The sequence below is a fragment of the Mesorhizobium sp. M2A.F.Ca.ET.039.01.1.1 genome, from assembly GCF_003998035.1.
In the GTDB taxonomy this organism is placed as follows: domain Bacteria; phylum Pseudomonadota; class Alphaproteobacteria; order Rhizobiales; family Rhizobiaceae; genus Mesorhizobium.
On record NZ_RZRY01000070.1, the window covers coordinates 1 to 15,780 of the forward strand.

At 63.5% G+C, this 15,780-nt stretch carries 19 protein-coding genes and 1 pseudogene; 13 read left to right on the plus strand and 7 right to left on the minus strand.

What is annotated here, in order from left to right:
- Positions 1-35 precede the first annotated feature (35 nt).
- Positions 36-848 carry a VOC family protein gene (locus EOA24_RS08435; protein ID WP_127258670.1) on the minus strand — a complete coding sequence of 271 codons (813 nt, stop codon included), beginning with the start codon at positions 846-848 and terminating at the stop codon, positions 36-38.
- A 193-nt stretch (positions 849-1,041) separates the two neighbouring features.
- On the opposite strand from EOA24_RS08435, the gene EOA24_RS08440 reads away from it, so the two are divergent.
- Positions 1,042-1,599 (plus strand): alpha/beta hydrolase, encoded by a 558-nt coding sequence (locus EOA24_RS08440; protein ID WP_126082495.1) that lies wholly within the window; start codon positions 1,042-1,044, stop codon positions 1,597-1,599.
- 177 nt (positions 1,600-1,776) lie between these two features.
- Here EOA24_RS08440 and EOA24_RS08445 read toward each other — a convergent pair whose 3' ends face one another.
- Entirely contained in the window at positions 1,777-2,550 is a 774-nt protein-coding gene (locus EOA24_RS08445; RefSeq protein ID WP_127409742.1) for an HpcH/HpaI aldolase/citrate lyase family protein, read from the minus strand.
- 108 nt (positions 2,551-2,658) lie between these two features.
- Complete coding sequence (locus EOA24_RS08450; protein WP_042644542.1) at positions 2,659-2,979, minus strand: DUF1476 domain-containing protein; 321 nt, start codon at positions 2,977-2,979, stop codon at positions 2,659-2,661.
- A gap of 275 nt (positions 2,980-3,254) precedes the next feature.
- Here EOA24_RS08450 and purC point away from each other — a divergent pair, with 275 nt between their 5' ends.
- From purC to EOA24_RS08480, 6 genes are all read left to right on the plus strand, one after another.
- Complete coding sequence (purC, locus tag EOA24_RS08455; protein ID WP_042644540.1) at positions 3,255-4,049, plus strand: phosphoribosylaminoimidazolesuccinocarboxamide synthase; 795 nt, start codon at positions 3,255-3,257, stop codon at positions 4,047-4,049.
- 61 nt (positions 4,050-4,110) lie between these two features.
- Positions 4,111-4,350, plus strand: coding sequence for a phosphoribosylformylglycinamidine synthase subunit PurS (gene purS, locus EOA24_RS08460; protein ID WP_126082493.1), 240 nt, complete (start codon positions 4,111-4,113; stop codon positions 4,348-4,350).
- Complete coding sequence (locus tag EOA24_RS08465) at positions 4,350-4,814, plus strand: hypothetical protein (protein WP_126082492.1); 465 nt, start codon at positions 4,350-4,352, stop codon at positions 4,812-4,814. Before purS ends, EOA24_RS08465 begins: the two co-directional genes overlap by 1 nt.
- Entirely contained in the window at positions 4,814-5,482 is a 669-nt protein-coding gene (purQ, locus tag EOA24_RS08470; RefSeq protein ID WP_127409743.1) for a phosphoribosylformylglycinamidine synthase subunit PurQ, read from the plus strand. The genes EOA24_RS08465 and purQ overlap by 1 nt, the downstream gene beginning before the upstream one ends.
- 30 nt (positions 5,483-5,512) lie before the next feature.
- Positions 5,513-5,923 (plus strand): hypothetical protein, encoded by a 411-nt coding sequence (locus EOA24_RS08475; RefSeq protein ID WP_126082490.1) that lies wholly within the window; start codon positions 5,513-5,515, stop codon positions 5,921-5,923.
- A gap of 7 nt (positions 5,924-5,930) precedes the next feature.
- On the plus strand, positions 5,931-6,593 hold the full coding sequence (locus EOA24_RS08480) for a Pr6Pr family membrane protein (RefSeq protein WP_126082489.1): 663 nt from the start codon (positions 5,931-5,933) through the stop codon (positions 6,591-6,593).
- A gap of 22 nt (positions 6,594-6,615) precedes the next feature.
- Here the strand turns inward: EOA24_RS08480 and EOA24_RS08485 are convergent, their stop codons facing one another.
- Entirely contained in the window at positions 6,616-6,864 is a 249-nt protein-coding gene (locus EOA24_RS08485) for a DUF1127 domain-containing protein (protein WP_126083791.1), read from the minus strand.
- 91 nt (positions 6,865-6,955) lie between these two features.
- Here EOA24_RS08485 and EOA24_RS08490 point away from each other — a divergent pair, with 91 nt between their 5' ends.
- From EOA24_RS08490 to EOA24_RS08515, 6 genes and pseudogenes are all read left to right on the plus strand, one after another.
- The gene (locus tag EOA24_RS08490; protein ID WP_126082488.1) at positions 6,956-8,365 is read left to right on the plus strand and encodes a PLP-dependent aminotransferase family protein; all 1,410 of its coding nucleotides are present in this window, start codon (positions 6,956-6,958) and stop codon (positions 8,363-8,365) included.
- Between the two features lie 146 nt (positions 8,366-8,511).
- A pseudogene (gene purL, locus EOA24_RS08495) lies at positions 8,512-10,742 on the plus strand (phosphoribosylformylglycinamidine synthase subunit PurL).
- The gene (locus EOA24_RS08500; RefSeq protein ID WP_126082486.1) at positions 10,739-11,263 is read left to right on the plus strand and encodes a hypothetical protein; all 525 of its coding nucleotides are present in this window, start codon (positions 10,739-10,741) and stop codon (positions 11,261-11,263) included. Before purL ends, EOA24_RS08500 begins: the two are co-directional and overlap by 4 nt.
- 109 nt (positions 11,264-11,372) lie before the next feature.
- Positions 11,373-11,606 (plus strand): BolA family transcriptional regulator, encoded by a 234-nt coding sequence (locus EOA24_RS08505; RefSeq protein WP_006206026.1) that lies wholly within the window; start codon positions 11,373-11,375, stop codon positions 11,604-11,606.
- 152 nt (positions 11,607-11,758) lie between these two features.
- A complete protein-coding gene (grxD, locus tag EOA24_RS08510; protein WP_040981263.1) occupies positions 11,759-12,094 on the plus strand; it encodes a Grx4 family monothiol glutaredoxin in 336 nt (111 codons plus the stop codon).
- A gap of 200 nt (positions 12,095-12,294) precedes the next feature.
- Positions 12,295-13,518, plus strand: a complete 1,224-nt coding sequence (locus EOA24_RS08515; RefSeq protein WP_245467387.1) for a multidrug effflux MFS transporter — start codon at positions 12,295-12,297, stop codon at positions 13,516-13,518.
- A gap of 44 nt (positions 13,519-13,562) precedes the next feature.
- Here the strand turns inward: EOA24_RS08515 and EOA24_RS08520 are convergent, their stop codons facing one another.
- The 3 genes from EOA24_RS08520 to rpsD form a co-directional block, all read right to left on the minus strand.
- Positions 13,563-14,390 (minus strand): inositol monophosphatase family protein, encoded by an 828-nt coding sequence (locus EOA24_RS08520; protein ID WP_126082484.1) that lies wholly within the window; start codon positions 14,388-14,390, stop codon positions 13,563-13,565.
- Positions 14,380-15,270, minus strand: coding sequence for a tRNA 2-thiocytidine(32) synthetase TtcA (gene ttcA / locus EOA24_RS08525; protein WP_189343379.1), 891 nt, complete (start codon positions 15,268-15,270; stop codon positions 14,380-14,382). Before ttcA ends, EOA24_RS08520 begins: the two co-directional genes overlap by 11 nt.
- Before the next feature lie 108 nt (positions 15,271-15,378).
- A partial coding sequence (gene rpsD / locus EOA24_RS08530; protein WP_127409744.1) for a 30S ribosomal protein S4 occupies positions 15,379-15,780 on the minus strand: 402 nt, incomplete at its 5' end.

A 15,780-nucleotide genomic window follows, 5' to 3' on the forward strand; every position in this document is an offset into this window, starting at 1 on the left:
GTGACGGGGAGAAAGACGCTGTCACCGACGCCGGCTCAAGCCTTGCCCGGCACCGTCCTGATCACCGTGCCCCACGGGTCTTCCCGCGAAGTCTCATCCTTCACATTATCCGAGCGCATCTCTACCCAGGCGAGGCCTGAGCGTGACGGATCGCGACGGCCGGCGCCGGCGCTTTGCCAGGCATTGGCGCCGATATGATGGTGGTAATGGCCGGACGACAGGAACACCGCCTGGCTGCCATATTTGGCGACGGTGTCGAAGCCGAACTGGTCGTGCCACCAGGCCTCCGCGTCCTCCGGCCGGCCGACGCGCAGATGCACATGGCCGACAATGGCGTTTTCCGGCGCGCCCTGCCAGCCGGCATCGCCCGCCGGCACGCTGCCCACCACCGCTGGCAGGTTCAGCCGCTCGGTCGCCATGGCGACCTTGTCGCCGTTCCATTTCCAGTCCTGCGGACGGCGGTCGGCATAGATCTCGATGCCGTTGCCTTCCGGATCGGTCAGATAGAGCGCCTCGCTGACCAGATGGTCGGAAGCGCCCTCGATGCCGATACGGTTGGCGGCGGCGTGGCTGATCCAGCGGCCAAGGTCCGCTCGCGACGGCAACAGGAAAGCGGTGTGGAAAAGGCCGGCGCTGCGCGGATCGTCGGGCTTCGCCGAAGCATCCTGTTCAAGCACCAGCAATGGCCGGTTGGCGGCGCCAAGCGTGATCGCGCCATCGGCGCGGCGCAATTCCTGCAGGCCGACGACCGCGCGATAATAGGCGGCAAGGCTCTCGGCATCGCGCGCCTTCAACCCGACACGCGACACGCTGACCGGGGTGGTCGCGGCAAAAGGCAGTTCGCTCATCAAACTCTCCGTTTGGGCGGCGCCTATTCCCCAAATGGGGGTTCCAGGCCGCCAGCTCTTGTTCCCCCTCCAAATCGTCGATTGCGATCGTTCACACAAGAGAGCAAGAATCGAACAAGTTGTTCACAATTACGGCCATCCCGATGTTAGCGACAGGGTTGCAGCCGCCACAGCCGCTCGCTACATCGGCGTCATGAAAGTGAAAGACGCAGATATCCTGATCGTGCCGGGCTACACCAATTCCGGCCCCGAGCACTGGCAGACCCGCTGGCAGTCGAAACTGTCGACGGCGCGTCGGGTCGAGCAGGCGGAGTGGACCAAGCCCGTGCGCGAGGATTGGACGGCGAGCGTGGCGAACGCCGTCAACGAAGCTGAGCGGCCGGTGGTGCTCGTTGCCCATTCGCTTGGCGTCACGACGGCGGTGCAGGCCATCCCGCAATTCAGGAAGCCCATCGCCGGCGCCTTCTTCGTCGCGCCACCGGATGTGTCCAATCCGGAAATCAGGCCGAGGCACCTGATGACCTTCGGCCCTTATTCGCGCGATCCCCTGCCCTTCCCGTCGATCGTGATCGCCAGCCGCAACGACCCGTTCTGCGCTTTCGAGGTCGCCGAGGACATTGCCGCCGCCTGGGGATCGCTCTTCATCGACGCCGGCGAGGCCGGCCATCTCAACCACGACGCCGGTTTCGGCCCGTGGCCCGAGGGGTCGATGACCTTCGCCAAATTCCTGACGGAACTGAAGCAGCCCTGAGACGACCCAAGGTGTGTTGAGATTCAGGTCAGGCCGAGTCGGAGTCGAAGACGGGCGCGAAGCGGCCAAACTGGGCGGTTTCCGAGAACCGGAGCGGAGCGTACTTGATGTACGTGAGCACCGGAAGCGCAGGAAACCGCCATTTGCAGGCCGGCCTCACCCGAATATCAGCACGCCTTAGGCGCCGATGGAATCCCGCATGCTCTTCAAAAGGGTCTTCGCGCCGAGCGAGATCAGCGTGTGGTCCGAGCCCATGGCGAGCAGCCGATAGCCCATCGACACCACGCGGCCGGCCATTGCCGGCTCGATGACGTAGATCGCCGCATGCTTGCCGGCCTTGCGCGTCCGCTCGGCGATCGAAGCGACCGTCTCCATCATGCTTTCCAGCGTCGAATTGACGGTCGTTCCGTTCGACCAGGCGATCGAGAAATCCGACGGGCCGACGAAGATGCCGTCGATGCCGGGCGTATCGAGGATGCCGTCGAGCGCCTCGAATGCCGCCCGCGTCTCGACCATCGCGAAGGCCATTGTGCGCTGGTTCGAGTCGCGCAGCCATTCGGCGTGGTCGCCCTTGCCGTGGCGCGGGAATGCGTAAGTCGGCCCCCAGGATCGCTCGCCCATAGGCGGATATTTCATCGCGGCGGCGAACTGCCGTGCGTCGGCCACCGAGTTCACCATCGGCGCGATCACCGCCTCGGCGCCGAAATCGAGCGCGCGGCTCGCCATGTCGAAGCGCCCGACCGGAATGCGCACCAGCGCGGGCTTGTTGGCGGCCAGCACCGGCGCCAAGCCGCGCAGCACGCTGTCCTCGTGGTGGCCGCCATGCTGCATGTCGAGGGTGACGGCGTCGAAATCCAGCTTGGCGATGATTTCCACCGTCAGCGCGTCCGGCACCCCCGACCAGGCGGTGAACAGCGTTTCGTCGGCGACCAGGCGGGATTTGAGCGACATCGGACCTTCCTTGATGACAACCCGCAGTTCAGCCGGAAACGACGGCAAAGGCAAAGAAAAACCGCCCGGTTTGGCCGGGCGGTCGATTGGTCCAGCTAGACTCCGGCCTCAGGCATTCTTGATCTGCTCGATCGCCTGCGCCATCAACTCGTCCATGGTGCGGCGGATCTGATGGTCTGACTGGTTGACGCCGGCCGCATCGAAATCCTTGCGAATCTTGCGGAAGACGTCATGGTCGCCTGCCTCCTCGATATCGGAGACCACCACTTCCTTGGCATAGGCTTCGGCATCGGCGCCGGATTTGCCCAGCTTCTCGGCGGCCCAGAGGCCAAGCGCCTTGTTGCGCCGGGCTGCGGCCTTGAAGCGAAGTTCCTCGTCGAAGGCGAATTTGCGCTCAAAGCCCTCTTCGCGGTCTTTCATGCTGCTCATGACGTCCCTCCGATCAATCCGATTCGCGTTCGCGGTGAATATGTGTGATGGGCAAGCACAAATCAAAAGGCCGCGACCCGGTCAATATACTTCGTCGCATGCTGCGCTGCGGCATTTCAGTCCCGAAAGCGGTTGATTCGCCGGATTTGGCGATTGAGCAAACCAGGCGATTGCGATAACACCGGCATTGAACGCCGCCGTCGCCATACTAATTTAGGCAGACGGACAGGAACCGGTCATTTGCCGCCTGCCCGCAGACCCAGAGAAAAAATCAAATGAAAAATCGCCGCCGCATCTACGAAGGCAAGGCCAAGATCCTCTATGAGGGACCTGAGCCCGGGACGCTGATCCAGTTCTTCAAGGACGACGCCACCGCCTTCAACAAGAAGAAACATGAAGTGGTCGATGGCAAGGGCGTGCTCAACAACCGCATTTCCGAGCACATCTTCAACCACTTGAACCGCATGGGCATCCCGACCCACTTCATCCGCCGGCTCAACATGCGCGAGCAGTTGATCAAGGAAGTCGAGATTATCCCGCTCGAGGTCGTCGTGCGCAATGTCGCCGCCGGCTCTCTGTCCAAGCGCCTCGGCATCGAGGAAGGCACGGTGCTGCCGCGCTCGATCATCGAATTCTATTACAAGGCCGATGCGCTCGACGATCCGATGGTGTCGGAAGAGCACATCACTGCCTTCGGCTGGGCAAGCCCGCAGGAAATCGACGACATCATGGCGCTGGCCATTCGCGTCAACGACTTTCTTTCCGGCCTGTTCCTCGGCGTCGGCATCCAGCTCGTCGACTTCAAGATCGAATGCGGCCGCCTGTTCGAGGGCGACATGATGCGCATCGTCGTCGCCGACGAAATCTCGCCGGATTCCTGCCGGCTGTGGGATGTCGCCACCCAGGACAAGCTCGACAAGGACCGCTTCCGCCGCGACATGGGCGGCCTCGTCGAGGCGTATCAGGAAGTCGCCCGCCGTCTCGGCATCATCAACGAGAACGAGCCGCCGCGCCCGACGGGTCCGGTCCTCGTCGCCTCTTCCGATGCGCCCAAGGGCCTGAAGCACTAATACCGACCGGCCTGCTGGGCAATGGCAGGTCCACCGCCCGATCCATCACTTAGGAGTATCGATGAAAGCCCGCATCACCGTGACCCTCAAGAACGGCGTCCTCGACCCGCAGGGCAAGGCGATCGAGCATGCCCTCTCCGGATTGGGCTTCGACGGCGTCGGCCAGGTTCGCCAGGGCAAGGTGTTCGACATCGAACTCACCGGAACCGACAAGGCCAGGGCCGAAGCCGATCTCAAGGCTATGTGCGACAAGCTTCTGGCGAACACGGTGATTGAGAATTACGCGGTGGAGATCGCTTAATGCCGTTGCTGGCTGAGTACAGCAAAGCCGTCGATCAAATGCCATCGCTTTTCGAGCAATTACTCAGTTGCGACCTCAAACCGGCAAGCCCTCGTGCCGGGTTCCCCAAAAGACCGGGAGTGTACGCTCTCTATGAGGATACAACGCCAATCTATGTCGGTCGCGCCAAAAATATCTGGCAGCGGATCGGTAACCACATAGGTGGACGCCCCGAACAATCTTCTTTTGCATTCAAGATTGCTCGTGAAAAAACCGGCCGGCTAGCGACTTACAAACCGGAAGGTTCTCGAAAAGCTCTTATGCTCGATGAGATTTTCAGAACTGCGTTTACAGATTGTATGACGCGTATCCGCGCTCTGAAAGGTCGCTACGTTGTGATCGAAGATGATATTCTGCAACACCTTTTCGAAGTATATGCGGCTCTCGCACTGAAAACACCCTACAACGAATTTAGGACAAGCTAATGAAATCAGCCGTCGTCCTCCTGCCTGGCCTCAACCGCGACCGCGACATGATCGCGGCGCTGACCAAGATTTCCGGCCAGACGACGGCGACCATCTGGCAGACCGACACAGAGATCCCCGATGTCGACCTGATCGCCATCCCCGGCGGCTTCTCCTTCGGCGACTATCTGCGCTGCGGCGCGATCGCGGCGCGCATGCCGGTGATGCGGGCGGTGGCCGAAAAGGCCGCCAAGGGCGTGACCGTCATCGGCGTCTGCAACGGCTTCCAGATCCTGGTCGAGGCGGGACTACTGCCCGGCGCCTTGATGCGCAACGCCTCGCTGAAATTCGTCTGCCGCCAGGTAAAGCTCGAGATCACCAACGCCAACACCATGTTCACCCGGCACTACAAGCCCGGACAGATCATCCGCTCACCCGTGGCGCATCATGACGGCAACTACTTCGCCGATGCCGAGACGCTCGCCCGGCTCGAAGGCGAAGGCCAGGTCGTGTTCCGCTACGCCGAAGGCACCAATCCCAACGGCTCGATCAACGACATTGCCGGCATCGTCAACGACAAGGGCAACGTGCTCGGTCTGATGCCGCATCCCGAAAACCTGATCGAGGCGGCGCATGGCGGCAATGATGGACGCGCGCTGTTCGAAAGCGCGCTCGGCCTCGCGGCTTGATCCTTTTCGGAACGCGGGGGCGGACTGACCATGAGACCGACGATCGCTCGCCTTGCTCTCCTGGCCGCCGCCGGGCTCGCCTTGGCTTCCTGCCAGTCCAGCCCCAAGACGACGCCGGTTCCCTCGGGCAAAAGCGCCTCGCTGCTTGCCATGGAACAGGTCGCCATCGCGGCGCATAAATGCTGGATCGCCAGCAAGGATCCGGCCTTCAAGGCCTACCAGATGGCCAATGAGCTCAATTCCTACAGCGGCACGCCGCGCTTCCTGCTGGTGCCCGCCAAGCACTATGGCGGCAAGCCGCTGCTGGTCGTGCAGGCGCAGGGCAATTCCAGCCGCGTCGATGTGTTCGGGCCGCTGATGAACGAGCCGCTCGGCGCGCGCATCGGTTCCGACATCGCCCGCTGGCAGGCCGGAAACCCGTCCTGCGCGGCTGCCGCGTAAACCTGCGATGAGCCGGTTCCTGCAGATGGCGGGACTGGTCATCGGGCTGATTGCGCTTGTCCTGCAGGCCGCAATCACCATTCCGGCGTCGATGGCGGCCGGGCGCAGCCTACTTGGCTCGATCGTCTTTCTTCTCAGCATCTTCACCATCTTGACCAACATCGCCGCCGTGATGGTGCATGCTTCGCTGCTATCGCCCACCGGCTATGCCTGGTTCCCGGCCTTCGCCGGGCAGCGCATGCGCGCCGGCGTCGCGGTCGCCATCACCCTGGTCTTCATCGTCTACGCGACCGTGCTGGCAGGACTTTGGCAACCACAGGGCCTGTTCCTGCTTTGCGACATCCTGCTCCACTACGTCACGCCGCTGATCTTCGTGCTGTGGTGGCTCACCGCGGGCGCGGATGGCTCGACGCGCTGGCGCGATATCTCCTGGTGGATGATCTATCCGCTGGCCTATCTCGCCTACGCGCTGATCCGCGCGCCCTTCGCCGGCGAAGTACCCTACCCGTTCCTCGACGTGGCCAAGAACGGCGCGGCCAGCGTCGCCGTTTCGGCTGCGGGCGTCACGGCGCTGTTCGTCGGATTGAGCGTGCTTGCCGTGCTGATCGACCACGGCATCGGCGGGTTGCGGGGAAAACCCGCAACCCGCGTCCAATCTGGCCGTCGATAGGTTGTCATTCGACGACGGGGCATCACTCCCAGAACGACCTGATTCCTTCGCGATGGGCATCGCAGCGCGAGATGCCGATGTCCTTGAGCTGCTCGTCCGTCATCTCAAGCAGTGCGAGGCGGCCGCGCCGACGCTCGAGCATGCGGCCGATCTGCGTAGCGATGGAACGGAGCACAACCACCATGCGGCCGACGAAGCTGCGATGGGCCAAGAGCTCGGCCTGCGCGCCCAAAGCCGGGCGAGCATAGCGAATTGTATCAATTGTATCCATTGTCGTTCTACCTTGTCTCGATTGTACCTTTCCAATCGCGGGCTCGATATGGATTGACTCATCGCGCTGTGCAATATAGAAAATTGTCACCATGACAAATTGGCTCCCTGACCTCTCCACTGGCTCCGGTCCGCTCTATCAGCGTCTTGCTGACAGCATTGAGTCAGATATCGACAAGGGCGTCATCGATGCCGGTGCAAAACTGCCGCCGCAGCGCGACCTCGCCTATGACATCGGCACGACCGTCGGCACCATCGGCAGGGCCTATCAGCTGCTGCGCGAACGCGGTCTGGTGAGCGGCGAGGTCGGGCGCGGCACCTATGTGCTCGGCCAGCGCGCCGAGGCGCCGAAACCTGACGTCGAACCTGGCTTGCAAGGCACGCGCCCCATCGACGCGCCGAGCGGCAAGCTGCGCTTCGACAGCACCGCCGCGCCCGATGTCGGCCAGGGCGCCGTGATCGCCGACATGCTGGCGCGCACCGCGCAGGAACATCCGTACGATATCTCGAGCTACACGCGTGATTTTCCCGAGCGCTGGTACGAGGCGGGCAGCCGCTGGTTGGCGCGGAATTCCTTCCGCCCCTCGCCCGATTCGATCGTGCCGACGCTGGGCACCCATGCCGCGGTCATGGCGGCGATCGCGGCGCTGACCATGCCCGGCGACTACGTTGTCTTCGAGCACCTCACCTATTCCCAGATCGCGCGCAGCGCCGGGCTGATTGGGCGACGCATCGCGCTGGTCTCGACTGACGACAACGGCATCGACCCGGATGATTTCGAGCGCGTCTGCGCACAGAAACATCCAAAGGTCATGTTCCTGATGCCGACCGCGAAGAACCCCACGCTGGTGACGCTGTCGGCGGAGCGGCGCCAGGCGATCGCGCGGATCGCGCGGGAGTACAATGTCGCGCTGGTCGAGGACGACCTTTACGGCGAGCTCACCGACGACCCGACGCCGTTGCTGGCCGAATATGCGCCCGAGCGCACCATCGTCGCCGGCGGCCTGTCGAAGTCGGTCGCCGCCGGCGTGCGCGGCGGCTGGCTTTCCTGCCCGCCGGCCTACCGCCACCGCATCCTTGTCGCCCACAAGATGATGACCGGCGGCCTGCCATTCCTGCTGGCCGAAGTCGGCACGAGGCTGGTGACGTCGGGGCAGGCAAGCGGTATCCGCAAGCGCTGCATTGCCGAAATCCAGGCGCGCCTTGCCATCGTGCGCGAGGTGCTGGCGGGCTTCGACTTCAAGGCGCGGGACAACGTGCCCTTCGTCTGGCTGACCTTGCCCGACCCGTGGCTGTCCGGCACCTTCAAGAACGCCTGCCTGGCACAGGGCGTGCTCATCGACGACGAGGACGAGTTCAAGGCCGGCCGCTCCGAGCAGGTTTTTCACGGCGTGCGCTTCGGCGTCTCGCAACCGCGGCAAAGCCAGGATGTCGCCGGCGGCGTCGCCGTCATCCGCCGCCTGCTCGACGAAGGCCGCGCCGGCTACGACAGTTTTTCCTGATCAAGCCTGAAAGCCCAGACCTAAGCACCGCCGGAGTGGCAGTTTTCCGGCGTTTTCCCTATCTGGTGGGGGTGTATCGCGCGAAAGCTTGCGATAAGAGGAGACTCGAAGAACCTCCCCTCTCCCACGGACAAAAATCGCCGCTCATGACCATTTCCAATTCCGTGCCGATCACCCCCGAGCTCGTCGCCGCGCATGGGCTGAAGCCCGACGAATACCAGCGCATCCTGGATCTGGTCGGCCGCGAGCCAAGCTTCACCGAGCTCGGCATCTTCTCGGCGATGTGGAACGAGCACTGCTCCTACAAGTCCTCGAAGAAATGGCTGCGCACCCTGCCGACCAGCGGTCCGCAGGTCATCCAGGGTCCGGGCGAGAATGCCGGCGTGGTCGACATCGGCGACGGCGACTGCGTCGTCTTCAAGATGGAGAGCCACAACCACCCCTCCTACATCGAGCCCTATCAGGGTGCCGCGACCGGCGTCGGCGGCATCCTGCGCGACGTCTTCACCATGGGCGCGCGGCCGGTCGCGGCGATGAACGCGCTGCGCTTCGGCGCGCCGGATCATCCCAAGACCCGGCATCTCGTCGCCGGCGTGGTTTCCGGCGTCGGCGGCTACGGCAATTCCTTCGGCGTGCCGACGGTCGGCGGCGAGGTCAACTTCGACGCCCGCTACAACGGCAACATCCTGGTCAACGCCTTTGCGGCGGGCCTTGCCAAGACCAATGCCATCTTCCTGTCGCAGGCCAAGGGCGTCGGCCTGCCGGTCGTCTATCTCGGCGCCAAGACCGGACGCGACGGCGTCGGCGCGCCACCATGGCCTCGGCCGAGTTCGACGACAAGATCGAGGAGAAACGCCCGACCGTGCAGGTCGGCGATCCCTTCACCGAAAAATGCCTGCTGGAAGCCTGCCTCGAGTTGATGGCGTCGGGCGCCGTCATCGCCATCCAGGACATGGGTGCGGCCGGCCTCACCTGCTCGGCGGTCGAGATGGGCGCCAAGGGCGATCTCGGCATCGAGCTCGACCTCGACAAGGTGCCGGTGCGCGAGGAGCGCATGAGCGCCTATGAGATGATGCTGTCGGAAAGCCAGGAGCGCATGCTGATGGTGCTGCGCCCCGAGAAGGAAGAGGAAGCCGAGGCGATCTTCCGCAAATGGGGGCTCGACTTCGCCATCGTTGGCAAGACCACCGACGATCTGCGCTTCCGCGTCATCCATCAGGGCGATGAGGTCGCCAATTTGCCGATCAAGGAGCTGGGCGACCAGGCGCCGGAATATGACCGCCCCTGGGTCGAGGCGAAGAAGCCGGCGCCGTTGGCCGCCAACGATGCGCCCAAGGCCGATGTCGCCGACGCGCTGCTCAAGATGCTGGGTGGGCCGGATCTCTCCTCGCGGCGCTGGGTGTGGGAACAATACGACACGCTGATCCAGGGCAACTCGCTCCAGCTTCCGGGCGGCGACGCCGGCGTGGTGCGCGTCGAGGGCCATCCGACCAAGGCGCTCGCCTTCTCCTCCGACGTCACGCCCCGCTACTGCGAGGCCGACCCATACGAAGGCGGCAAGCAGGCGGTCGCCGAATGCTGGCGCAACCTGACCGCCACCGGCGCGCTGCCGCTCGCCGCCACCGACAACCTCAATTTCGGCAATCCGGAGCGGCCCGAGATCATGGGCCAGTTCGTCGGCGCCGTTAAAGGCATCGGCGATGCCTGCCGCGCGCTCGGCTTCCCGATCGTCTCCGGCAATGTCTCGCTCTACAACGAAACCAATGGCCGCGGCATCCTGCCGACGCCGACCATCGGCGGCGTCGGGCTGATCGCCGACTGGTCGAAGATGGCGCGCATCGGCTTTGCCGCCGAGGGCCAGATGATCGTGCTGGTCGGCGCGCCGCCGAGCTGGGGCAGCCATCTCGGCCAGTCCGTCTATATGCGCGACATCCACGGCCGCGCCGACGGTCCGCCGCCGCCGGTCGATCTCGCGCATGAAAAGCGCGTCGGCGACCATGTGCGCTCGCTGATTGCATCCGGCGTCGTCACCGCCGCGCACGACATCTCCGACGGCGGCCTGGCGATAGCGCTCGCCGAAATGGCGATGGCCTCCGGCATTGGCGCCGCCATTCCGGGGCTCACCGGCACCGATCCGATTCCGGTCTGGTTCGGCGAGGACCAGGGCCGCTACCTGCTGACGCTGTCGATCGACCCGCAGAGCGGCGAATGGGACAGGATCCGCCAGGAACAGGAGAAGCTCGGCATCTTCGCGCCCTGGATCGGCACCACCGGAGGGCGTGACTTGAAACTGGGTGACGCACGGCCGGTCCCGGTCAGCGAGCTGAAGGCTGCCCATGAAGGCTGGTTCCCGCGCTTCATGGACCAGGCCAGTTGACCAGGCTGACTGTGAAGGCGCTGATCGCAGTCGTCTTCTGGCCTTCGCTGTTCTTCTTCTGGTTCCTCGGCCCGTTCGTTTTCTTATTGCTGTCGACCACCTCGAGCGAGGAGTGCGCACGGCTGGAAACCCGCGACGAGTTCCTGGCCGCGGCCAATGCCGCTTTGCCGATGCTCGTCTTGCAGACCCTGATCTACGCGGTTCCGATCGTCTGCCTGGTGCTGTGGGACAGGCTCGCGCCGGAGCCGGCGCGAACACGGCATATCGCGACCTGCATCAAGCTCTTCATCGTTGCCGCGATCATCGGAGCGACTTGGGACTATGGCTCGTCCTTGATCTGCGACGGCTATGGCCAACCCTTCTTCTCGTCCGCCTGGCGAATGACGAGCTATCTTCCCATCGTCGGCCTGCTGATCAACATCCCGCTTTATATACTCACCTTCAGCCTTGGCCGGGCCTTCTCGACCCGCGATGACATCACCGAAGATGGCGTGATCCATTCGAAGCAGGACAATTCTTAGGCCGCTGTCGCGGACGGAACGGCTTCAATCCGGGTCGGAAAGGCTTTAGGCTCGCGAGTCAGATCATACCGGTGCTGCCTAGCTGCCCCGCTTGAAACAGGATTTTGCCATGGCAATGGATGCCCACGACATCGAAAAACTGATCAAGGAAGGCATTCCGGACGCCAAGGTGACGATCCGTGATCTCGCCGGCGACGGCGACCATTACGCGGCGGAGGTCGTTGCCGAAAGCTTCCGGGGCAAGAGCCGGGTCCAGCAGCACCAGATGGTCTATGACGCGCTGAAGGGCAATATGGGCGGCGTGCTGCACGCGCTGGCCCTGCAGACCAGCGTCCCGGACTGAACGCTGCCATCCTCTCAGGCTTGGCACAAAATCGCGTTATCCCTTGCGCCATTCAAGTAGCGTCGCGGCTAAAGTCTTGTTTCAGCCACCCTATGGGTCTATTTGAAGGACATGCTTCGAGCCTGACTCCCACAGGCGTGAAAGGATTGTCCATGACCGGCATCAGCGACTACATCGACAATGAAGTGAAGAGCAACGACGTCGTGCTCTTCATGAAGGGCACCCCGGGCTTCCCGCAATGCGGCTTTTCCGGCCAGGTAGTGCAGATCCTCGATTACATCGGGGCCGACTACAAAGGCGTGAACGTGCTCGACTCGGCCGAATTGCGCCAAGGCATCAAGGATTATTCCAACTGGCCGACCATCCCGCAGCTCTATGTGAAGGGTGAATTCGTCGGCGGTTGCGACATCGTCCGTGAAATGTTCCAGGCCGGCGAGTTGCAGGACTTCCTGGTCGAAAAGGGCGTCAGCGTCAAAGGCGCAGCCTGATTCAATCTTGCTCGCCGGCGGAGGCTAACTCTCCGGCCGGCAAGCATCGCCCGGGGCCGCCCCCACCTCGGCAATCATGAACCCGCATCTCGGGGATGAGACGAACCAGCGCGCCGGCCAGCCGGCGCTTGTTCGTTGAAAGATCGGACTTTGCCGTGGACAAGCAGGTAGAAGCGTCGCAACGGGCAAGCAGCTTGCCCATTCCGCGCTGGGAATTCATCGCGCTGTGCGCAGCGCTGATGGCGCTCAACTCCCTGGCCATCGACATCATGCTGCCAGCGCTGCAGCAGATCGGCGCCTCGCTTGGCGTCGAGAGCGAGAACCACCGCCAATATGTCATCACCGCCTATATGCTTGGCTTTGGCGGCGGACAGCTTTTGTTCGGGCCCATTTCGGATCGCTTTGGACGCCGCGCGCCGCTGGTCTTTGGCCTGGTGGTCTATGTCGTGGCCGCGGCTGCCGCCGCCATAGCGCCCAGTTTCGCTTTGTTGCTGACCTGGCGTCTCATCCAGGGCATCGGCGCGGCTGCGACCCGCGTCATCGCCGTCTCGATCGTGCGCGACACGTTCGAAGGCCGGCGTATGGCCGAAGTGATGTCGCTGATCTTCATGGTGTTCATGGCCATCCCCGTCATCGCGCCCGGCATCGGCCAGTTCGTCATGCTGTTCGCCACCTGGCACTGGATTTTCGTGACCATGGCCATCGGCGCGCTGATCGTTTCGACCTGGGCTCTGCTGCGCCTGCCGGAGACGCTGAATGCGGAATATCGCCGGCCACTCACGATAAGCTCGGTCGTCGGCGGCTTCCGCATCGTGCTCACCAACCGGCTCACGCTTTGCTATGCCTTCGCCAGCACCTTCATCTTCTCCGCCATGTTCGGCTTCATCAGCTCGGCGCAACAGATCTACATCGACATCTTCCATGTCGGCGAATTGTTCCCGCTGATTTTTGCCGGTGTTGCCGCCGTGCTTGCCTTCTCCAACTATCTGAATTCGCGGCTGGTCGGACAGATCGGAATGCGCCGTCTGTCGCAAGGCGCGCTGCTCATCTTCCTGTGCATCAGCCTTGCCTGGCTGGTCGTTTCGTTGGAGATGCAGATGCCGCTCTGGCTCTTCATCACCTTCTTTGCCGGCGCGATGCTGCCGTTCGGCGGTCTTGGCGCGAATTTCAACGCTCTCGCCATGGAGCCGCTCGGCGAGCTCGCCGGCACGGCGGCATCCATCCTTGGCTTCATGCAGACTTTTCTCGGCGCCCTGATCGGCGCGGCGATCGGCCAGGCCTACAACGGCACGGTCACGCCTCTGGCCGCAGGCTTCTGCAGCGTTTCTGTCGCGGCCCTGCTGATGATCCTGATCGCCGAGCGGGGCAGGATGTTCCAGCCGCACAATCCCCCTGTTTCGGGGCACGTCACCGATCTGCATTAGGTTGTCGTCTGGCTGGCGGTTGCCGGCCGGGGCGCGGTTTATTCCTATTCGGCCCAGAGCTCGCGGCGCAACTCGTCCCAGCTTTGCTTGTCCGGCGCGACCAGCAGGCCGCCGTCGACATGCGACGGCAGATAGGCGCTGCCGTCGACGCGCGCGACATGGCCGCCGGCTTCCTGATGGATCAGCGCGCCCGCGAGATGATCCCAGGGCATCAGCTTGTTGTAGAGCACGAAATGGGCGTGACCGCTCGCAAGCAGCCGATATTCATGCGCCGCGCAGCGATAGGCGAATTGCGACAGCGTCTTGGTCTGGTTGCGGGCGAGCCGCGAGCGCTCAGGCTCATCGAGGAACTGCCAGGAAACGGCGCCGGTCATCTGCGACATCGGCACCGGCGCCGCGACGCGGACCTTCTCCAGCGCGCCATGCGCGTGGCGGATATGGCTGCCCCCGCCCTTGGCGCCGATCAGCCAATCCTTGCCGACCGGATCGTGGATGATGCCGGCGACGGTCTCGCCATTGACGACGACGCCGGCCATGACGCCGAACAGCGGCACGCCGGAGGCGAAGTTGAAAGTGCCGTCGACCGGATCGATGACGAAGGCAAGCGCGGCATCGCCAAGGCCCGACAGCAACGCCGGATTGTCGGAGCAGGCCTCCTCGCCGACCACCATTGCGTCTGGAAATCGCTCGCGCAGCCGGGCGGTGATCAGCCTCTCGGCATTGACGTCCGCCTCGGTGACGAGGTCGGCGGCGGACGTCTTCTGGCGAACGTCGCCCTCGCCCAGCTTGCGGAAGCGCGGCATAATTTCCGCCCTGGCGGCCTCCGCGAGAAGTTCGGCCAGCCAGTCGATCGCGCGGTCGTCAAATGTCATCGGAAATGTCTTGCTCTGTGGTGAGGCGCGCGTCGAGCGCGGCGAAATCGAACAGTTTTCGGTCGAGCAGGTGCGAGGGCCTTACATTGGTCATGGCGCGGATCATCGTGTCCTTGCGGCCCGGCATGCGCTTCTCGATGTCGTCGAGCATCGCCTTCATGGCGTTGCGCTGCAGCCCTTCCTGGCTGCCGCAGAGGTCGCAGGGAATGATGGGGAATTTCATCGCGTTGGCGAATTTCTCGAGGTCGGCCTCGGCGCTATAGGCGAGCGGCCGCAGCACCATGACGTCGCCCTCGTCATTGAGAAGCTTGGGCGGCATGGCGGCGAGGCGCCCGCCATGGAACAGGTTCATGAAGAAGGTTTCGAGGATGTCCTCGCGGTGATGGCCAAGCACCAGCGCCGAACACCCCTCCTCGCGCGCGATGCGATAGAGATGGCCGCGCCGCAGCCGCGAACAGAGCGAGCAATAGGTGCTGCCCTCCGGCAGCTTGTCGGTCACCACCGAATAGGTGTCCTGGTATTCGATGCGGTGGGCGATGCCGTTGGCGTTGAGATAATCGGGCAGGATGTGTTTTGGGAAATTCGGCTGCCCCTGGTCGAGATTGCAGGCGAGCAGATCGACAGGCAGCAACCCGCGCCATTTGAGGTCGAGCAAAAGCGCCAGCAGGCCGTAGGAATCCTTGCCGCCCGAGAGCGCGACCAGCCAGCACTCGCCGGGCTTCACCATGGCGAAATCCTCGATCGCCTGGCGGGTGAGCCTCAACAGCCGCTTGCGCAGCTTGTTGAACTCGACCGAGGACGGCACGTCGCGAAACAGCGGATGGAAGCCGCCCTCGGCATCATCATCGATCGGCTCCAGGGATTTGAGGTCTGGCAGCATGTTCATGGCGCCGGCTCCGCGTTGTCAGCGCCCGGCTTAGCGGACCTGACCGCCAAAGAAAAGGCCGCCCCGAGAGGCGGCCTTGGATGCTGCGCTGATTGATATCGATCAGCGCGAGTAGAATTCGACGACCAGGTTCGGTTCCATCTGCACGGCGAACGGTACGTCCGACAGCCCCGGAACGCGTGCGAAGGTCGCGGTCATCTTGTTGTGGTCGGCTTCGATATAGTCCGGCACGTCGCGCTCGGCGAGAGCGACCGATTCCAGAACGATGACGAGCTGCTTCGACTTCTCGCGCACCTCGATGACGTCGCCCGGCTTGCAGCGGTACGAACCGATGTTGGTGCGCTTGCCGTTGACGTTGACATGGCCGTGGTTGACGAACTGACGGGCGGCGAAGATGGTCGGCACGAACTTGGCGCGATAGACGATCGCGTCGAGGCGCGACTCGAGCAGGCCGATCAGGTTCTCGGAGGTGTCGCCCTTGCGGCGGTTGGCCTCTTCATAGAC

Excerpts from the sequence above, each read along its gene's own strand:
- EOA24_RS08435 (WP_127258670.1), bottom strand. The coding sequence starts at position 848 with ATGAGCGAACTGCCTTTTGCCGCGACCACCCCGGTCAGCGTGTCGCGT.
- EOA24_RS08440 (WP_126082495.1), top strand. The coding sequence starts at position 1,042 with ATGAAAGTGAAAGACGCAGATATCCTGATCGTGCCGGGCTACACCAAT.
- EOA24_RS08445 (WP_127409742.1), bottom strand. The coding sequence starts at position 2,550 with ATGTCGCTCAAATCCCGCCTGGTCGCCGACGAAACGCTGTTCACCGCC.
- EOA24_RS08450 (WP_042644542.1), bottom strand. The coding sequence starts at position 2,979 with ATGAGCAGCATGAAAGACCGCGAAGAGGGCTTTGAGCGCAAATTCGCC.
- purC (WP_042644540.1), top strand. The coding sequence starts at position 3,255 with ATGAAAAATCGCCGCCGCATCTACGAAGGCAAGGCCAAGATCCTCTAT.
- purS (WP_126082493.1), top strand. The coding sequence starts at position 4,111 with ATGAAAGCCCGCATCACCGTGACCCTCAAGAACGGCGTCCTCGACCCG.
- EOA24_RS08465 (WP_126082492.1), top strand. The coding sequence starts at position 4,350 with ATGCCGTTGCTGGCTGAGTACAGCAAAGCCGTCGATCAAATGCCATCG.
- purQ (WP_127409743.1), top strand. The coding sequence starts at position 4,814 with ATGAAATCAGCCGTCGTCCTCCTGCCTGGCCTCAACCGCGACCGCGAC.
- EOA24_RS08475 (WP_126082490.1), top strand. The coding sequence starts at position 5,513 with ATGAGACCGACGATCGCTCGCCTTGCTCTCCTGGCCGCCGCCGGGCTC.
- EOA24_RS08480 (WP_126082489.1), top strand. The coding sequence starts at position 5,931 with ATGAGCCGGTTCCTGCAGATGGCGGGACTGGTCATCGGGCTGATTGCG.
- EOA24_RS08485 (WP_126083791.1), bottom strand. The coding sequence starts at position 6,864 with ATGGATACAATTGATACAATTCGCTATGCTCGCCCGGCTTTGGGCGCG.
- EOA24_RS08490 (WP_126082488.1), top strand. The coding sequence starts at position 6,956 with ATGACAAATTGGCTCCCTGACCTCTCCACTGGCTCCGGTCCGCTCTAT.
- EOA24_RS08505 (WP_006206026.1), top strand. The coding sequence starts at position 11,373 with ATGGCAATGGATGCCCACGACATCGAAAAACTGATCAAGGAAGGCATT.
- grxD (WP_040981263.1), top strand. The coding sequence starts at position 11,759 with ATGACCGGCATCAGCGACTACATCGACAATGAAGTGAAGAGCAACGAC.
- EOA24_RS08520 (WP_126082484.1), bottom strand. The coding sequence starts at position 14,390 with ATGACATTTGACGACCGCGCGATCGACTGGCTGGCCGAACTTCTCGCG.
- ttcA (WP_189343379.1), bottom strand. The coding sequence starts at position 15,270 with ATGCTGCCAGACCTCAAATCCCTGGAGCCGATCGATGATGATGCCGAG.